The sequence below is a fragment of the Kribbella sp. NPDC049584 genome (assembly GCF_040675555.1).
Lineage (GTDB): Bacteria > Actinomycetota > Actinomycetes > Propionibacteriales > Kribbellaceae > Kribbella.
In genome coordinates, this window is the sequence record NZ_JBFAPF010000007.1 from 44,825 (window position 1) to 61,471 (window position 16,647).

The following is a 16,647-nucleotide window of genomic DNA, read 5'->3' on the forward strand; positions in this document are numbered from 1 at the left end:
TCTGTCCCACGCCACCGACACTCACCAGCAACGCCGCTGGTGGACAGTGAACCTGGCTCCCACGGACAATGCGATGTATGACGTCGGTACCGGTGGAGGGGACGCGTCCGTCGGACGCGGAGCGCGACCGCGCCCTCGCCGTACTGCGGGACGGCGCCGGGTCGGGCCGCCTGTCCCATGACACGTTCATCCGGCGGATGAATTTCGTACTGCGCGCGCAGAGCCGCGGCGAACTCGCCGACGCCATCCGCGACCTCCCGCCCACCGAACCTCGTCGCCGCGCTTGGACTCGGGCCGTTCGCGCCTACTTACCCCGCCTGAAGGTGGACTCCCCGAACGCTCGCTCCGGAGCGAGCCCGCACCGTCCCGCGGCCGGATCCACCGCTGACCGCCCGGCTCCACGGTTTGATCCGGTCGGGGTGGTTGCTTCGTGGCTCGACGGTCTTCCGCGGTTGAGCTTGGCGAGGCCGCCGGTCGCGGTACCGCTTCCCGGACTTGCGCTGCCGGCACCTGGCTCGCCGACTGTGCGGATCGGGCGTGGTCCGGGCGCGACGCTGCGGATGGCTGACGAGTCCGTGTCGCGTCACCACGCTGAGCTTCGGCACGTCGACGAAGGGTGGCTGCTCCGCGATCTCGGCTCGATGAACGGCACCACCGTCAACGGTCTCCGCATCACCACGACCGTCCGGGTCCGGCCCGGCGACAGGGTCGGCTTCGGCGCGGTCACGTACGTGCTGACGTGGACCGGCTGAGGGCTTGCATCCGGTACTTGGGTACAGGTTTACCGTCGATCTCATGGACGATCTGACCTGGGCCTCCGACGCCTGCACCCTGCCCACCGCCGACCGGCCGTTCCGTGTCGCGGAGTTCGACCAGCTGTTCGCCGGACACCTCCGCGGTTCCGACCGCGTGGACGCACAGACCCTCGAGCTCATCCTCGATCCCGAATCCCGCGCGACGGTCGAGGACCTGACTGCCCGCGAGACCGAGTGCTGCTCGTTCTTCACGTTCACCCTGCGCGAGACCGCCGGCGGCCTCCACCTCCGGATCGCGGTCCCGCCGACGCAAACCGCCGTCCTCGACGGACTGCTGTGAGATCGAGCGAGCTCGCCGCCGCGGCCGGCGTGAACCTGCAGACACTGCGGTACTACGAACGCCGCGGCCTGCTCGACGAACCGGCGCGGAGCCTCGGCGGGCATCGGACGTACCCGTCGGAGGCGGTCACGACGTTGCGTGTGATCAAGGCGGCCCAGCGGCTGGGATTCACGCTGACCGAGGTGTCCGAACTGCTCGACACCGCGCGCCACCGGCACGCCCTCGGCGAGGGAGCCGGGCTGCAGGCCCGAGCCCGCGAGAAACTGACGGCCGTGGAAGCCAAGATCGCCGACCTGACGGTCATCGCCGAGACCCTCCGCGCCGGCATAACCGCCGGGTGCAACAACCTCCAAACCTGCGCCGGCGACCCCAACTGCCCCCTCCCGTTCCCCGAGATCGGCCAGGCGTGACAGTCCTACGCTCGATCCTGCTCTTCGTCCTGGCCGCGGTCGCCGAGATCGGCGGGGCCTGGCTAATCTGGCAAGGATGGCGCGAACACCGGGGCATCGTCTGGATCGCCGCCGGAATAGTTGCCCTAGGCGCCTACGGCTTCGTCGCCACCTTCCAGCCCGACCCCAACTTCGGCCGCATCCTCGCGGCCTACGGCGGAATCTTCGTAGCCGGCTCCCTAACCTGGGGAGTCCTGGTAGACCGCTTCAAACCCGACCGCTACGACCTGGCAGGCGCGGCAATCTGCCTCCTCGGCGTAGCAGTAATCATGTACGCCCCCCGCAGCTCGTGACCCACGCCGCAAGCTCCTCGGAGACATCACCGACGGACCTCGAGCAACTCTGGATCCGACTGGCCGAGGCTGGGATCACGGCGATGGTCAAGATCGACCATGAACGCCTGGCCGAGCACGGTCGACCGTGGACGATCGTGTTGTCCGGTCCGCCGCTGGGTGATGGTTTCGTCCGTGCGGAGGAGTCCTCGCTCGACAGATGCCTACAGGTCAGCCTCACCCGCCTCCGCGCCAAGGCCAAGGGCGAATGGAGTTGGCTCACCGAGTTCCTGCGATGATCGCCGTACGAATCAGGGCCCTGGGGGGAGCGTCGTGGGGGTTGATGTGGTGCTGAATGTCGTCGACCAGCCGGGCACGAGTTCGAGGCGCCGCCGGCTGACCCAGCTGGACGTCGTACCGGATTCTCGCGACGTGTTCGCCAGGATCTGCGGACGAAGCAAGCTGCCGATGCTGCGGCGGGTCGATCCGTACGGCGATCTGATCCTGACTACAGCAGAAGCGCCTCAATTCCTGGAGGAGCTGGAGGCCGAACTCGAGCTCGCCACCGGCGACGAAGAGCGTTCGCTCCTTACCGCCGTACACAAGCTCGCCGAGCGCTGTCTGATGGACCCATCCACCGAATTGCAGCTCCAAGGTGACTGACCTTTACCCGAAGCCGCCGCACCTGATGATCGCGGTCTGGTCGGCCGATGACGAGGAGTGGGTCTTCGGGCGGGCTTGTGATGTTGCGGGGGAGTTCGGGTGTGTGCCGACGGGTGTTGCGGAGGAATGGCCTGCCAAGAAGGTCTGGTATCGCCGCAAGGGGTTGGGCACGGTGATCGTGGAGCGGCTGTTTGGGACGGAGTCGGAGACGCATCCGGTGGCGATCTCGTCGTCGGCCGGGGCGTTGGGGTGGCCGGAGGAGTTGTGGACGGCGAAGGACCGGAAGGCGGCGTACAAGCTGGCTGGATGGGCGACCGACGTACTGCGAGATCTCAGCAGCCGTACTGCGGCTGTCTACGGGGCGATCGCGGTTGAGGAAACGCTGCCGACTCCCAGCGCTCTCCGGGCAGGTATTTCAATCGGCAGTCTGCCGTTCCTGTCGGCGGGGCTTCCGACCGCGGTCCACGACAAGTTCCACGCCGCACTGGGTCGGACCCAGACCGTTGACTGGCCGAACGGAACCTTCTTCCCCGGGTGGAGACCCTACACCAGAGGCAACGCCGCCACACCCGACCGAGCAGCCCTGACAGCAGCCTCAACCACGCTCGGTAACACGCTTCTACGGAGGAACAATGAGCAGTGACTTCGCCTTCTGGAAGGCGGTTCCAGGGGATCTCGGAGAGATCTACGACAAGGTTTGTGAAGGGATCACCGACGGGCTGTTGGCCAGTGGGGACGTACTGCAGTTCCGTGGGGAACTGCTGCGGCGGTTTCCGGAGGTGAAGGACGAGCTGGAGCCGGGCGATTTCGACCTGGCGGACAATCCGGAGGACGCCGAGAAGTACGTTCTGCTGACGCTCTCCTACGGGCGGTTGCGCGACACCTTCGGCGAGGTCCTGGACCTCGCGAAGGCGCACGGGTTGGTTGGGTTCAGCGGGGTAGCCGGCGAGCCGATCTTCTTCGAGGAGTGATTAGCGGTCGGCGATGTTCTGGCCTGCTTTCAGGAAGGGGTCGAAGGAGCCGTGGGCGCCCTTGCCGTCTTTGGAGGGGATGATTTCTTTGGAGTATTGGGCCAGGTAGACGCGGCGGTGGCGGTCAGTCTGGTTGGGGCCGCTGCGGTGGATGACGACGCTGGAGAAGACGACGATGGAGCCGGCGGGGGCGGTCATCGGGATGCCGGGATCGCTGCCGAAGTAGCAGACCATGTCGTTGAGGTCGGGATCCTTGATGTGCTTGATGTAGGACTTGATGCCCGACCGTGAGTACGGCAGCAGGTAGACGGATCCGTTCTCCTCGGTCACGTCGTCGAGGGCGATCCAGCAGGTGAGGTACGGCTCGTGGTTCTCGTGCACGTAGCCGGAGTCCTGGTGCCAGGCAAAGGCCGTGTCCGGATCGCCGGCCTTGATCACGTACTGCTCCCAGAACAGCCACGCGTCATCGCCCAACGTCTTCTGGCAGATCTCGGCCATCGTGTCGCTGAACAGGAACTGCCGCAGCTCCGGCCGGCCCTGGTAGATCATGCTGCTGAAGTACCGCTTGCCCCGGTGGTTGATCCCGAGCGAGTCGGTGCCGGCCTCGTCCATCGCGGCGTCGAGTTTGTCGATCGAGTACTGCGCTCCGCCGCGCAACAGCTCGAGCTGCTCGTCGGTGAGCACCCGTTCCAGCACGAAGTACCCCTCGTCGCGGAACTGGGCCAGGTGGTCGGGCGTGACCAGGTCGTTCATGGCGTCCTCCGGTGAAATCGGCTTACCGGAACGCTAGGTCCGCAGCACTCGGCAAAGAATGTCTCGCCGCGACCCGGACATGAACATTTTGGCGTACCGTGCACCAATGACCGAGCGCACGATCGTCACGATCGCCGAGGGTCCGGTGACCAGGCTCGGGCAGTTGGTGCTCGCCGGCGAGGTGATCGACTCCGAACCGATCATGTCGCCCGCGCTCCGGGTGATGGACGCATACGTACTGTCGGTGCTGATCGATGGCGAGGGCAACTATCGGGACGCCGACGGTCGCGCGGAGCGGATCACCGCGGGTGCCCACACGCTCGTACCGCCGGGGTTCCCGCACACGTATCACACGGATCCGGGGGAGCGGTGGACCGAGCTGTTCGCCGTCTTCACCGGCCCGATCTTCGACGCGCTCCCACACCTGACCGGCGCCGGTCCGCGCTACCCGACCCCGCAACCCTCGGTTGAAGCACTCCGCACCGTACTGCGTGCACCGCCCAAAACCCGCCGCGCCGCCGAACACCAACTGATGGCACTGGCCGACTGGCTAGTCGACGTCGAGGACACTACGACGGAAGACGTCAGCATGGAGATTATGGACGCCATGACCCGCCTCGCCGACGACCTCACCGCGAGCACCGACCTGGCCGCGATCGCCGCCGAGGCCGGCCTGAGCTACGACACGTTCCGCCGCAGATTCGCCAAGCAGGTCGGCCAGACGCCCGCCGCGTTCCGGAACGTACGCCGCTTGCAGGCGGCGGCCACGCTCCTACGCCTCACCGACCTCACCCACCGCGAGATCGCCCGAACCCTCGGTTTCGCCGACGAATTCCACCTCTCACGCCGCTTCCGCACGCACTTCGGCGTCGCCCCGCGCGACTACCGACGCACCTGAGCGCCCGCGCCGGGTGGCGCACTGCGTGCCCGTGGGAGTCCGGCGTACGCCGCACACGAGCCGCCCGTCGTACTGCGTGCGCCCGTGGGAGTCCGGCGCACTGCGTTCCCGCGGGGCTACGGCGTACTCCGCACGTCCGGCGTACTGCATGCGCCCGTGGGAGTCAGGAGTACTGCGTGCCCGCGGGAGTGCGGCGTACTCCGCACTCCTGCGTGCCCGGCGCCATGCGTGCGTCCATGGGCCTGAGGCGTACTGCATGCGTCCGGGGGCGGCCTACTGCGTGAGGTCGGCCCGCTGTCCTGCCTGTGCCCGCGTGCCCGACGTACTGCGTGCCCGCCGGGGGAGGGGACGTACGGCGTGTGCCTGTGTCGGGCGTGTGCCTGCGTGCGCGATCTACTCGGTACGCCTGGATCCCGGCGTACTGCGTGTGCTCGGGGGCGGCGTACGGCGTGAGCCTGTCGTGCGTGTGCCTGCGTACGCGATCGACTCCGTACCTCGGTGTCCACGGCGTACTGCGTGCCTCCTTGGGCGTTCGGCGTACTGCCTGTGCCCGTCGGCCCGGCGTACTGCGTGTGCCCGTGGCGTGTCTGGCGTACTCCGCACGTCCGCGTGCCGGCATACTGCGTGCATCTGTGGGCCTGCGGCGTACTTGGTGTGCCTGTAGGCCCGGCGTACTGCGACACCGGGCGGGGCGGGCGTACTGCGGCGCCGGGCGGGGCGGGGGCGTACTGCGGCGCCGGGCGGGGCGGGGGCGTACTGCGTGGGATAGGCCGCTGTACGGCGTGAGCCTGGCGGCCCGGCGTGCTGCGTATGTCTGTGCGGCGTGGGATCCGACGGCGGCTAAGGGATCAGGATGACCTTGCCTGTGGTGGTGCGGTTTTCTAGGGCGTGGTGGGCGGCTGGGGCGTCGGACAGGGGGAAGGTTGTGGTGAGTGCCTTCCAGCGGCCGGAGACCGTCTCTTCCAAAGCCGCCGCCTCGAGCTCGCGAAGTTGGCCGGCGAGCTTCGCGCCGATTGCCCAGCCGGCGGTTAGGCCTCGCGACATCAGGTCCTCGTGGGTGAACTTGATCGGTCCGCCGCCCGACCAGCCGAACATGAACGCGCGTCCGCCGGCCCCGAGCAATTCGAACGCCTTCTGGCCATTCGGCCCGCCGACACCGTCCAGCAGCACGGTGGGCTCTACCCCGCCCTTCAACGCCGCGGCCCACTCCGGATCACGGTAGTCCACGGCGTACTGCGCGCCCAGCGACCGTACGAGCTCCACCTTCGCCGGACCGCCCGCCAACCCAACGACCGTCGCCCCAACGTTCCGAGCCGCCTGGACGAGATAGCTGCCGATCCCACCCGCGGCGGCAGTCACCAGTACGACGTCGTCTGCGGTCAGACGCGCCTGTCGAAGGATGCCGGCCGTCGTCCGACCCGTACCGATCGCCGCGACCGCCTGCGCCGCGTCGACATGATCAGGAATTTCGTACAGCGACTCGACCTTCGCCACGGCGCGCTCGGCGTATCCGCCTGGCACCATGCCGAGATGGACCACGACCCGTTTGCCGACCCACGAGGAGGAGACGTCCGGCCCGACGGCGATCACCCGGCCGGCGACCTCGCGCCCCGGGATCGTCGGCAGCTCCGGCACCGGGATCGGGCTGCCGCCCGTCGCGCCCGCCCGGATCATCGTGTCGACGAGATGAACCCCGGCAGCCTCCACCTCGACGAGCACCATGCCGTCAGAGGGAACCGGGTCCGGCACCTCCTCGTAGCGCAAGTTCTCGGCCGGACCGAACGCGTGCAATCTGATCGCCTTCATGCCGGACAACGCTAGAACCTCAACAATGATTGAGGTCAACCACTGCCACTTCCTTACGTTGTGTACTAAAGTGCGATCCGAGGGAGGGTGACGTGGCGAAGATTCTGAGAGGTGCGACCGCGCAGGAGACCCACAGCGCGATCCTGGACCTGATCCGCTCCAGCGACACGGTCACCCGCGTCGACCTCGCCGACCGATCCGGGCTGACCGGCGCGTCGATCTCCCGCGTGGTCAAGCGACTACTCGCCGACGGCCTGATCATCGAGACCGGGTACGGCGACCCCACCGGCGGCAAACGGGCCACGCTGCTGCAGTTCAACCCCCGCGCCCGGCACGCGATCGGCATCGCGGTCGACACGCCGAGCACGACGTACGTCGTCACCGACATGAGCGGCCGCGTGATCGAGCAGGTCTCGTCGCGGGGGATCGGGAAGGACGCACCGGCGACGGCCGTGCAGCGGATCACGGCCGAGCTCGAAGACCTGATCGTGAAGGCGGAGATCGAGCCGTCGACGCTGGTCGGCGTCGGGGTCGCGCTGGCCGGGCGGCAGGGGCGCGGCGGCACCCGGCTCCTGCGAACGGACTCGGAGAAGTACGCCTGGGAGCCGTTCGCGGTCCGCGACACGCTCAAGGACGCGATCGACCATCCGATCGTGGTCGAGAACGACTCCACCTGCGCCGCGATCGGCGAGTTCTGGGCGGGCAAGATCCCCTCGGTCAACGACTTCGCCACCGTCTACATGGCCGCCGGGTTCGGCCTTGGCCTGGTGACGAACGGGGATGTGTACCGTGGCTCGTCGTCGAACGTCGGCGAGATCGGCCACATGGTGCTCGACGTGAACGGTCCGCAGTGCTGGTGTGGCGGCCAGGGCTGCCTGGAGAGCCTGGCCGCACCTGCCGCGGTGGTCGCACGCGCGGGCCAGGATGAGCAGCTCGCGGACAAGCTCGGCCTCCGCGGCCGCCGTCTGTCCATCCGCTCCGACTTCGCGAAGATCGCCCGCCTGGCCGCGGCCGGGGACCCGCGCTGTCTCGAGCTGATCGAGGAGTCCGCGACCTATCTGGCCAAGGCGCTGCTCTCGATCACGAATCTGCTCGACCTCAACCAGATCATCCTCGCCGGCCCCGGGTTCAGCGAGGCCGGCGATATCTACGTCCGCGTGGCCGCGACCGAACTCAACCGCCTGTCGTTCGTCCGCGCCATGCACCCCACCAGGGTCGAGCTCTCCAAACTAGGCCCGAGCGCAGCGGCCTTAGGTGCCGCCTCCCTCGTCCTCCACACGCAGCTGACCCCGCACCAGAACACCCGCGCCTAACCATTCGAGGGCGCGGGCGGTGCTGAGCCGGCGTGGGCGGATCGCCAGGCCATCACAATTGTGCGCGGGCGGGGCGGCCGTTCGGTGCAGGGCGGTTGCGGTGGGGAATTGTGATGGGCTGGGGATCCGCCGTGGCCGGTCTTAGCCCGCTGGCGGCTGGCTCAGGTGGTCCTTGAGCCAGTGGGCGCTCTTCTTGAGAGTTCGGGTCTGGGTTTCGTAGTCGACGTACACGATGCCGAAGCGCCGGCTGTAGCCCCAGGACCACTCGTAGTTGTCCAGGAGCGACCAGACGAAGTACCCCTTGAGCGGGAAGCCCTCGGCGACCAGGTCCTCGCACACGGCGATGTGCTGCTTGATGTAGTCCAGCCGGTCGTCGTCCTCGATGGCGCCGTCCGCGGTCACCGAGTCCGGGTACGCCGCGCCGTTCTCCGTCACGTACAACGGCAACTCGGGCGCGAGCTTGTTGATCGTGACGAGGATGTCGCGCAGCCCGGTCGCCTGGATCGGCCAGCCCATCTGCGTGCGGGGGAGACCGGTGTCCACGGCAACGACATTCTCGCTGCCCGGCTGCGTCGACGCGACCGGCGACGAGATCGGTCCGTCCGGCGCGGCAACCGTGGTCGGGCAGTAGTAGTTGACGCCGATGAAGTCGAGCGGCGCCGCGATGACCGGAAGATCCGCCTCTTGAGCGGCGAACCATTCGGTCATGCCGGTGTCTTCGAGAACGTCCGACGGGTACCGCCCGGACAGCAACGGCTCCAGGAAGAGACGGTTCCGCAGGCCGTCGACCCGGCGCGCGGCGTCCCGGTCGGCGGGGGAGTCGGTCGCGGCGTGGATCGGCGCCGGATTCAGCGCGATCCCGTACGACGAACCCTCGGTGCGGATGGCGTCGAGCGTCAGCCCGTGCCCAAGCAGCAGGTGGTGTACGGCCTTCAGCGCGTCGGCGCCTTCGGTCCGACCCGGGGCGTGCTCACCGTTCCCATATCCGAGGAACGCGGAGCACCACGGCTCGTTCAGCGTCATCCAGTGCTTGACGACATCGGACAGCCCGTCATGCGCAAGGACCGCATAGTCCCGGAACCGCTCGGCCGTGTCGCGGTTCAGCCAGCCGCCGGCGTCCTCCAGCGGCTGGGGCAGATCCCAGTGGTAGAGCGTCGCGTACGGCGTGACGCCGTTCTCCAGGCACGCCTCGGCCAACCGCCGATAGAAGTCCAGCCCCGCCGCGTTGGCAGCGCCCGATCCGCCGGGCACGATCCGCGGCCACGCGATCGAGAACCGGTAAGCGTTCAGCCCGAGATCCGCCAGCATCCGGATGTCCTCGCCGAACCGGTGGTAATGGTCGTCGGCGACGTCACCGTTGGTGCCGTCCGCGATCTTGCCCGGGGTGCGCGCGAACGTGTCCCAGATGCTCGGGCCGCGCCCGTCGGTGGAGACCGCGCCCTCGACCTGGTACGACGCGGTCGCCGCGCCCCACGTGAATCCGCTCGTCACGTCGTCTCCTTCTCAACCCAGTACTGCCTGTCCGGAAGTAGGCTACCTAACCGGTTAAGCAACTCCTCCGGGAGGTCCACGGCGAGCGCCGTCTCGAGCGCGTCGACCCGGGCCGGCTTGGTGATCCCGACGACCGTGCCGGCGATCCCTGGGCCGTCCACCGAGTGCCGCAGCGCCGCAGTCGCGAGGTCCACGCCGTACTCCTGGCATGCCTTCTCCATCTGCGCCACCGCGTCCAGCACAGCCGGTGCAGCATCCCGATACGCGTACTTCGTGGCGCCGGCCGGATTCGCGAGGATCCCGCCGCCGTAGACCGCCGCGTTCACCACGGCGATGCCCTCGGCACGGGCCCGCTCGAAGATACCGAGAGCCGAGTGATCCACCAGGCTCCATCGGTTGTGCACGAGCAGCACCTCGAAGCCGCCGAGATCCAGGTAACGAGACAGCTCGCGAGTGTCCCCGCCCGCCAGCCCGACGTGCCCGATCTCGCCGTCCGCGCGCAGCTGCATCAACGTGTCGACCGCGTCCCGCATCGAGTCGAAGTCGTGGAACTCGGGGTCATGCAGATACACCAGCGGCAGCTCATCCAGCCCGAGCCGTTCCTTACTCTCGGCGACGCTCGCCCGGACCCGCGCACCCGAGTAGTCCCCGTCCCGGGCGTCGACCTTGGTCGCGACGAGGAACCCGTCGGGCAGACCGCCGTGTTCCTTGATCGCCAGGCCGATGCGCAGTTCGCTCTCGCCGTCGCTGTACCCGTTCGAGGTGTCGATCCAGGTCAATGGGCCGGCGAACACGCGCAGTACCAGGTCGATCGCTTCCTGCCGCGTCACGTCGTACCCGAACACCGCGGGCATGCTTCCGAGCCCGCTTCCGCCGGCGCAGACGGCGGACACGGTCAGGCCGGTGGAACCGAGGGGACGCAGCCAGTTGTCTGTCATGCCTCGGAGCCTACGGCGAACGCGAAGCCGTCGCTGTCGACGTAGACCTTGGTTCCGTCCGGAGCGGTCTCGGCCGGCAGGTCCGGCGGGTCGCCGACGAGTTCGGCGTACGCGAACCCGGCGACGTCGAGCTGCGGAGCGCGGGCGCTCTTGTCCACCTCGTACGTGAACACCTCGAGGACGGTGTCCCCGCCCTTCAGGTAGCCGATGTGGAAGCCGCGCTGGTCGTGCGGTTGCTCGATCGTGCCGATGAACGAGAAGCCGTAGTTCCGGTCGTAGTACGCGCTGGTGGCCTCGCGGTCCTCGATCGTCACCGCGACATGGTCGAACCGCGGCCGTGCCGGTACGCCGAGCGCCCGCTCGCGCGCGACGCCGTCCGCGTCGAGGATCTCGGCGTACTGCAGGTCACCCTGGATCATCTCCAGCAGCGTGCCGTCCGGGTCGTAGAAGAAGCAGATCCGGACGTTGCCCTCGGCATCGAGCGGGTCGAGCTTGAACTCGACGCCGGCGTCCTTGAGTACGGCGGCCCGCTCGTCGATCCGGTCGACCTTGAACCCGATGTGCCGGAAACCCTTCTGCAGATCATCCGGCGACCAGGTGCTCTGCTCCCGGCCGTTGCCCACGGCCCGTAATTCGACCGTCGCGGTGACCGCGTCCAGCACGGCGTGCTCCGTCGTCACCTCGCCGACCACGGACACCTCGAGGAACCTGGTGTAGAACTCGACCGAGCGGGCGACATCGGTGCAGTTGACCACGACGTTCTTGATCGGCATACGACCTCTTTCGAAGGAGTCAGTTCTTGACCGCGCCGAGCATCATCCCGGCGACGAACTGCCGCTGCATCCGGACGTAGACGATCACGACCGGTACGACGGACAGCGTGAGGCCGGCGGTGAGGGCCGGCCAGTTCGTGGAGTACTGGCCCATCAGCGTGAACAACACCGGCTGCAGGGGGAGGGCGTCGGTGTTCCGCAGCACCGTGTTCGCGATCAGGAACTCGTTCCAGGTGGAGAGGAACTGGAAGATCACCACGGTCGCGATCCCGGGCCGGGTCAGCGGCAGGATCACCCGCCGGAAGATGGTCAGCTCGCTGCCGCCGTCCACCCGGGCCGCCTCGATCAGCTCGTCCGGCAGCGTCTGGAAGAACGCCCGCATCAGGAACATCGCGAACGGCGCCGACCCGGAGATGTACAGCACCAGCAACCCGGCCTGGCTGTCCAGCAGACCGAGCGATTTGAGCTCGAGGTAGAGCGGGATGATCAGCGCCGTCGACGGCATCATCAGCGTGGTCAGCAGCAGGACGAAGAGCGTGTTCCGGAACGGGAAGTCCAGCTTCGCGAAGGCGTAACCGCTGAGCGTGGCGAAGATCAGCACCCCGATCACGGTGACCGACGTGATCCAGACGCTGTTCCAGAAATGCAGCGGGAAGTCGATCGACGTCCACGCATTCTTGTAGGCGACGCCGGTGAACTTCCGCGGGATGATCGGCCCGTTGAAGATCGTGTTCTGCTCGCGCAACGACGTCAGCAGCATCCACACGAACGGGAACGCCATCAACAGGCAGAACGGCAGCAGGACGAACGTCGCGAACGACTTCCCGATCCACTTGTTCCTCATCGGTCCGCCCTCCGCGTCAGCCAGAGCTGAGCGATGACCGCGAGCGTGCAGAGCACCATCGTCACCACGCTGAACGCGCTCGCGTACCCGAGCTGCGGGATCGAGCCGGACGTCGACCCGAACGCCAGCGAATACAGATACGTGCCGAGTACTTCGCTGCCGTGGTTGGGCCCGCCGCCCGTCATCACGAAGATCACGTCGAACGCCTTGAACCCGTTGAGCAGACCGAGGCTGACGATCAGCCCGGTCACGATCCGCAGGCTCGGCACCGTGATGTGGCGGAACTGCTGCACGGTGTTCGCGCCGTCCATCGCGGCGGCCTCGTACAGGTTCGGGTCGATACTCTGCAGACCCGCGAAATAGATCAGCATGGTGAACCCGAGCCCGCCCCAGACCGTTACCACGACGATCGCCGGCAGCACGGTCTTGTGGTCGGCCAGCCACGGATGCTGCAGGCTGTCCAGACCGATTGCCCCGAGCAACCGGTTGAGCGTGCCGATGTTCGGGTCGTAGATCAGCTTCCACAGCACCGCCGACACGACGAACGACACGATGCCCGGGATGAACAGGATGGTCCGGACGACGACGCCGACCTTCGACCAGATCAGGTTCACCAGCACCGCGGTGACGAGGCCGAGGAACGTCAGGAGCGCGGTCGTCACCCCGGTCAGCACCAGCGTGACGATCAGCGCCCGGCGCGCCACCGGGTCGTGCAGCATCCGGCTGTAGTTGTCGAAGTGCACGAACCGCGGCGACCCGAACCCGCCCCACGAGGTCAGGCTCAGGTACGCCGTGTAGAGGATCGGCCAGAGGACGAAGGCCAGGAACAACGCGAACGTCGGCCCGATGAACACGTAGCCGGCGATCCGCTGCGACCGTCGCAACGGCGATCCGAACCGGTACGACGTTCGCCCGGCGGAGCGTCGTACGACGTCGTGCCGGGAGAGCGTTGTCGCCATCCGATCAGCCGCCCTTGGCGTTCTGGACCGCCTGCTGCATCGCCTTCGCGACCGCGGCCGGCTCGCCGGTGCCGTCGAAGATCTTCGCGAGCGGATCGCCCGCCGCGACCGAACCGGGCCCGAACGGGATGTGCGGGCACCCGTCGCCGTCGAGCAGCCAGGACGTCATCTGCTTCATGATCGGCAGCTCGATCCGGGCCGCGGCGCTCTTGGTGGCCGGCATCGAGTTCGAGTCGTTCATCGTGGGGGAGTACTGCTCCGCGGAGTACATGAACTTCAGGAACTCCAGCGCGGCGTCCTTGTTCTTGCTGTTCGCCGCGACCGCCCAGCCGGCACCGGCCTGGTTCGCGGTCCAGTGTCGTTTGCCCGGCGCGATCGCCGGGGTCTTCATCACCTTGTAGAGCTTGTTGAACGCGGGTGTTGCGTCCTTAGTCAGGCCCTGCGGGGTCCAGCTGCCGTTGAACAGCATCGCGGACTTGCCGGTGTAGAAGATCTGCGGCGCCTGATCGCCGCTGGTGCCCGTCGTACCGGGCTGGAAGACGCCGCCCTTGACGATCTTCTGCTGCAGCTCGATCGCCTGGATCACCTTCGGATCCTCGTACGTCGCGCCGTCCTTGAGCTGGTCGAGCTTCAGGTAGAACGTCGGGTCGTCGGCGACCTGCGTGATCAGCGGCAGGAAGAAGTCGAGCGAGCTCGTCGTCGGGTTGCAGCTCAGCGCCACCGGGAACTTGCCGGTCGCCTTGATCTTCTGCGACGCCGCGATCAGGTCGTCCCAGGTCTCGATGCCGTCCTCTTCGACACCGGCCTTCTTGAGCATGTCCGGGTTGTAGAAGATGCCGAACGTCTGCGCCATCCAGCCGACCGCGTACTGCTTGCCGTCCAGGGTGTACTCCTGGTTGGCCGAATCGAAGAAGTCCTTCAGGAAGTCGTCGCCGAGCTCCTGCTTGAGGTCCGCCGAGATCCCGCCGGTGCCGTAGGTCAGCGCCCGCGTGTGCGGCGCGAAGATCTCCGGTACGTCGCCGCCCGCGACCGCGGCCTGCAGGGCCGGCAGGTACTGGTCCGGGGTGCCGAAGATCCGGTTCTCGATCTTGATGTTGCTGTGCGCGGCCTCGAACGCGCTGATCAGCTTCGGGAACTGGTCCTCCTGGTCGTTGTACCACGACCACATCCGGACCACGGCCTTCCCGCCGCTGGTGGTGCCGCCACCGCTGTCACTGCCACCGCAGGCGGCCAGTGTGGATCCGAGCGCGGACCCGAGGCCGAGCGCACCCACCGCCCCTTTGAGAACTGTCCGCCGCCGCACGTGCTGTTCGCCCATCGGAGACTCCTCGTCGTTCGCCTACCAACTTCCTAACTGAAAGTAAGAAAGCGGTCAAGATCACAGCCACCTCGACTTTGTGCACGGGCCAACCGTTTCGGCGGACGGCCGATGGTTGGTGGGTGCTCAAAGTCGGGTGGGTGGGGCGCACATAGGGTTGGGCGCATGGTGATCCGGTTGAGCGAGCGGTGGCCGGAGGTGAGCTCCGACCGGCTGCTGTCGGAGTGCGTGCCGCCGCCGAGATTCGCCGACGTCCGCTTCGCCACCTACCGCCCCGACCCGGACGAGCCCTCGCAGGCCGAGGCATTGGTCGCGCTGACGGATCGCGCCGCCAAACTGTCCTCGCCTCGACAAAACCCGTCGGTCTGGGCAAGACTCCGCCGCAAGGCGCGCGTGGAGGGCAAACAAGGCATCTACCTGGACGGCGGATTCGGCGTCGGCAAGACCCACCTCCTGGCGTCGCTATGGCACGAGTCCGCCGGCCCGAAGATGTACTGCACCTTCGTGGAGCTCACCAACCTCGTCGGCGCCCTCGGTCTACGCACGGCGGTCGACAAACTCTCGTCGTACCGGCTGATCTGCATCGACGAGTTCGAGCTCGACGACCCCGGTGACACGATGCTGATCTCCCGCCTGATCGGTCAGCTGGTCGACGCCGGGGTCGAATTCGCCGCCACGTCCAACACGCTGCCCGACAAACTCGGCGAGGGCCGGTTCCAGGCAGTCGACTTCCTCCGCGAGATCCAGGCCCTGGCCGCTCACTTCGACGTACGCCGGATCGAGGGCCCTGACTATCGCCATCGCGGCCTGCCCGGCGCGCCCGATCCCTGGCCCGACGAGAAGGTGGAGCAGGAAGCCGAGCAACGTCCCAACGCCTCCTGCGACCATTTCGTCGACCTCCATCGCCACCTCGCCGAGTTGCACCCGAGCAAGTACGGCGCCCTCCTCGACGGCGTCGAGACGGTCGCGATCACCGACCTACGCCCGCTGACCGACGAGAACGTCGCCCTCCGTCTGGTCGTCCTCGCGGACCGGATGTACGACCGCAACCTCCCGCTGCTGGCCGGCGGCGTACCCCTGGACCAACTCTTCTCCCCGGAGATGCTCAAGGGCGGGTACCGCAAGAAGTACCTCCGCGCGCTCTCGCGACTCATCGCGCTGGCTCGCGCGGCGGAAAACCGCTGAACTCCGGGGCGGATGAGGCAGGATGTGGAGATGGCGAAGCAGAAGAAGGACGGCAAGGCTGCTGCTCGGGGACTGCGGGAACAGTTGCGGGCGCCGGCCGGACCGGTCGACCTGACGACGTACGACACGCGTGCGACGACGGGCTTCGACGGCTCCAAGGACGACGGCAAGGTGGCGCTGGAGGGGCTCGGCGCCGAGGCGTCGGAGTGGCAGGAGCGGCTGTTCGCCGAAGGGCACAAGGGCGGCAATCGCAGCGTGCTGCTGGTGCTGCAGGGCATGGACACTTCCGGCAAGGGTGGGGTGATCCGGCACGGCGCGGGGCTGATGGATCCGCAGGGGCTGAAGATCACGTCGTTCAAGGCGCCGACGCCGGCCGAGAAGCGGCGCGGGTTCCTGTGGCGGATCAAGCAGGCACTGCCCGGCGAGGGGATGATCGGGATCTTCGACCGGTCGCACTACGAGGACGTCCTGATCGCCCGGGTGCGCAACCTGGTCCCGCCGAACGTCTGGGAGCGGCGCTACGACCAGATCAACGACTTCGAGGCCGAGCTGGCCGCGAACGGTACGACGATCCTGAAGTGCTACCTGCACATCTCGCGGGAGCAACAGCGCGAGCGGCTCGAGGCACGGCTCGACGATCCGACCAAGCACTGGAAGTACAACCCCGGCGACGTCGACGAGCGCAAGCTCTGGCCTGACTACATGGACGCGTACCACGCGGCGATCGAGCGCTGCAACACGCCCGAAGCGCCGTGGTACGTCATCCCGAGCGACCGGAAGTGGTACCGCAACTGGGCCGTCACCACGATCCTCCTGGAGACGCTGCGGGAGCTGAACCCGCAGTGGCCGGTCGCGGACTTCGACATCGAGACGGAGAAGAAGCGCCTGGCAGCGACCTGACAGCCAGCTGTCCGTCAGC

21 protein-coding genes are annotated in these 16,647 nt (G+C 67.5%); 13 read left to right on the forward strand and 8 right to left on the reverse strand.

The features are described 5' to 3' along the window. Positions 1 to 77 precede the first annotated feature (77 nt). From AB0J62_RS23560 to AB0J62_RS23595, 8 genes are all read left to right on the forward strand, one after another. Positions 78 to 752, forward strand: coding sequence for a DUF1707 and FHA domain-containing protein (locus AB0J62_RS23560; RefSeq protein ID WP_363874846.1), 675 nt, complete (start codon positions 78 to 80; stop codon positions 750 to 752). 43 nt (positions 753 to 795) lie between these two features. Further along, on the forward strand, positions 796 to 1,095 hold the full coding sequence (locus AB0J62_RS23565) for a hypothetical protein (protein WP_363874849.1): 300 nt from the start codon (positions 796 to 798) through the stop codon (positions 1,093 to 1,095). After that, positions 1,092 to 1,505 carry a MerR family transcriptional regulator gene (locus AB0J62_RS23570; protein WP_363874852.1) on the forward strand — a complete coding sequence of 138 codons (414 nt, stop codon included), beginning with the start codon at positions 1,092 to 1,094 and terminating at the stop codon, positions 1,503 to 1,505. The genes AB0J62_RS23565 and AB0J62_RS23570 overlap by 4 nt, the downstream gene beginning before the upstream one ends. After that, positions 1,502 to 1,837 (forward strand): YnfA family protein, encoded by a 336-nt coding sequence (locus AB0J62_RS23575; protein ID WP_363874855.1) that lies wholly within the window; start codon positions 1,502 to 1,504, stop codon positions 1,835 to 1,837. The genes AB0J62_RS23570 and AB0J62_RS23575 overlap by 4 nt, the downstream gene beginning before the upstream one ends. An 83-nt stretch (positions 1,838 to 1,920) precedes the next feature. Further along, complete coding sequence (locus AB0J62_RS23580) at positions 1,921 to 2,115, forward strand: hypothetical protein (RefSeq protein WP_363874858.1); 195 nt, start codon at positions 1,921 to 1,923, stop codon at positions 2,113 to 2,115. Between the two features lie 34 nt (positions 2,116 to 2,149). After that, entirely contained in the window at positions 2,150 to 2,479 is a 330-nt protein-coding gene (locus AB0J62_RS23585) for a hypothetical protein (RefSeq protein ID WP_363874861.1), read from the forward strand. Continuing rightward, positions 2,472 to 3,122 carry a hypothetical protein gene (locus AB0J62_RS23590; RefSeq protein ID WP_363874864.1) on the forward strand — a complete coding sequence of 217 codons (651 nt, stop codon included), beginning with the start codon at positions 2,472 to 2,474 and terminating at the stop codon, positions 3,120 to 3,122. Before AB0J62_RS23585 ends, AB0J62_RS23590 begins: the two co-directional genes overlap by 8 nt. Further along, entirely contained in the window at positions 3,112 to 3,450 is a 339-nt protein-coding gene (locus AB0J62_RS23595; protein ID WP_363874867.1) for a hypothetical protein, read from the forward strand. Before AB0J62_RS23590 ends, AB0J62_RS23595 begins: the two co-directional genes overlap by 11 nt. On the opposite strand, the gene AB0J62_RS23600 is transcribed toward AB0J62_RS23595, so the two are convergent. Further along, entirely contained in the window at positions 3,451 to 4,203 is a 753-nt protein-coding gene (locus AB0J62_RS23600; protein WP_363874870.1) for a phytanoyl-CoA dioxygenase family protein, read from the reverse strand. A 106-nt stretch (positions 4,204 to 4,309) separates the two neighbouring features. On the opposite strand from AB0J62_RS23600, the gene AB0J62_RS23605 reads away from it, so the two are divergent. Both AB0J62_RS23605 and AB0J62_RS23610 read left to right on the forward strand, forming a co-directional pair. Further along, positions 4,310 to 5,101: an AraC family transcriptional regulator gene (locus tag AB0J62_RS23605; protein WP_363874873.1), complete on the forward strand. Its 792-nt coding sequence runs from the start codon at positions 4,310 to 4,312 to the stop codon at positions 5,099 to 5,101. A 498-nt stretch (positions 5,102 to 5,599) separates the two neighbouring features. After that, positions 5,600 to 5,887, forward strand: coding sequence for a hypothetical protein (locus AB0J62_RS23610; protein ID WP_363874876.1), 288 nt, complete (start codon positions 5,600 to 5,602; stop codon positions 5,885 to 5,887). Positions 5,888 to 5,941: 54 nt separating this feature from the next. Here the strand turns inward: AB0J62_RS23610 and AB0J62_RS23615 are convergent, their stop codons facing one another. After that, positions 5,942 to 6,907 carry a zinc-binding dehydrogenase gene (locus tag AB0J62_RS23615; RefSeq protein WP_363874879.1) on the reverse strand — a complete coding sequence of 322 codons (966 nt, stop codon included), beginning with the start codon at positions 6,905 to 6,907 and terminating at the stop codon, positions 5,942 to 5,944. 92 nt (positions 6,908 to 6,999) lie between these two features. Between AB0J62_RS23615 and AB0J62_RS23620 the strand changes: the two genes are divergently transcribed. Then, positions 7,000 to 8,220: an ROK family transcriptional regulator gene (locus AB0J62_RS23620; protein ID WP_363874882.1), complete on the forward strand. Its 1,221-nt coding sequence runs from the start codon at positions 7,000 to 7,002 to the stop codon at positions 8,218 to 8,220. A gap of 141 nt (positions 8,221 to 8,361) precedes the next feature. Here AB0J62_RS23620 and AB0J62_RS23625 read toward each other — a convergent pair whose 3' ends face one another. The 6 genes from AB0J62_RS23625 to AB0J62_RS23650 are packed head-to-tail and all read right to left on the reverse strand — an operon-like array spanning position 8,362 to position 14,543. Continuing rightward, on the reverse strand, positions 8,362 to 9,711 hold the full coding sequence (locus AB0J62_RS23625) for a GH1 family beta-glucosidase (RefSeq protein ID WP_363874885.1): 1,350 nt from the start codon (positions 9,709 to 9,711) through the stop codon (positions 8,362 to 8,364). After that, positions 9,708 to 10,649, reverse strand: coding sequence for an aldo/keto reductase (locus AB0J62_RS23630; RefSeq protein WP_363874888.1), 942 nt, complete (start codon positions 10,647 to 10,649; stop codon positions 9,708 to 9,710). Before AB0J62_RS23630 ends, AB0J62_RS23625 begins: the two co-directional genes overlap by 4 nt. Then, entirely contained in the window at positions 10,646 to 11,422 is a 777-nt protein-coding gene (locus AB0J62_RS23635) for a VOC family protein (protein WP_363874891.1), read from the reverse strand. The genes AB0J62_RS23630 and AB0J62_RS23635 overlap by 4 nt, the downstream gene beginning before the upstream one ends. 19 nt (positions 11,423 to 11,441) lie before the next feature. Continuing rightward, positions 11,442 to 12,266 carry a carbohydrate ABC transporter permease gene (locus AB0J62_RS23640; RefSeq protein ID WP_363874894.1) on the reverse strand — a complete coding sequence of 275 codons (825 nt, stop codon included), beginning with the start codon at positions 12,264 to 12,266 and terminating at the stop codon, positions 11,442 to 11,444. Next, complete coding sequence (locus AB0J62_RS23645) at positions 12,263 to 13,225, reverse strand: sugar ABC transporter permease (protein ID WP_363874897.1); 963 nt, start codon at positions 13,223 to 13,225, stop codon at positions 12,263 to 12,265. Before AB0J62_RS23645 ends, AB0J62_RS23640 begins: the two co-directional genes overlap by 4 nt. A 4-nt stretch (positions 13,226 to 13,229) precedes the next feature. Then, complete coding sequence (locus tag AB0J62_RS23650; protein ID WP_363874900.1) at positions 13,230 to 14,543, reverse strand: sugar ABC transporter substrate-binding protein; 1,314 nt, start codon at positions 14,541 to 14,543, stop codon at positions 13,230 to 13,232. Positions 14,544 to 14,708: 165 nt separating this feature from the next. Here AB0J62_RS23650 and zapE point away from each other — a divergent pair, with 165 nt between their 5' ends. Both zapE and AB0J62_RS23660 read left to right on the forward strand, forming a co-directional pair. Next, positions 14,709 to 15,728 (forward strand): cell division protein ZapE, encoded by a 1,020-nt coding sequence (gene zapE / locus AB0J62_RS23655; protein WP_363874903.1) that lies wholly within the window; start codon positions 14,709 to 14,711, stop codon positions 15,726 to 15,728. 30 nt (positions 15,729 to 15,758) lie between these two features. After that, positions 15,759 to 16,628, forward strand: a complete 870-nt coding sequence (locus AB0J62_RS23660; RefSeq protein WP_363874906.1) for a polyphosphate kinase 2 family protein — start codon at positions 15,759 to 15,761, stop codon at positions 16,626 to 16,628. Positions 16,629 to 16,647 lie beyond the last annotated feature (19 nt).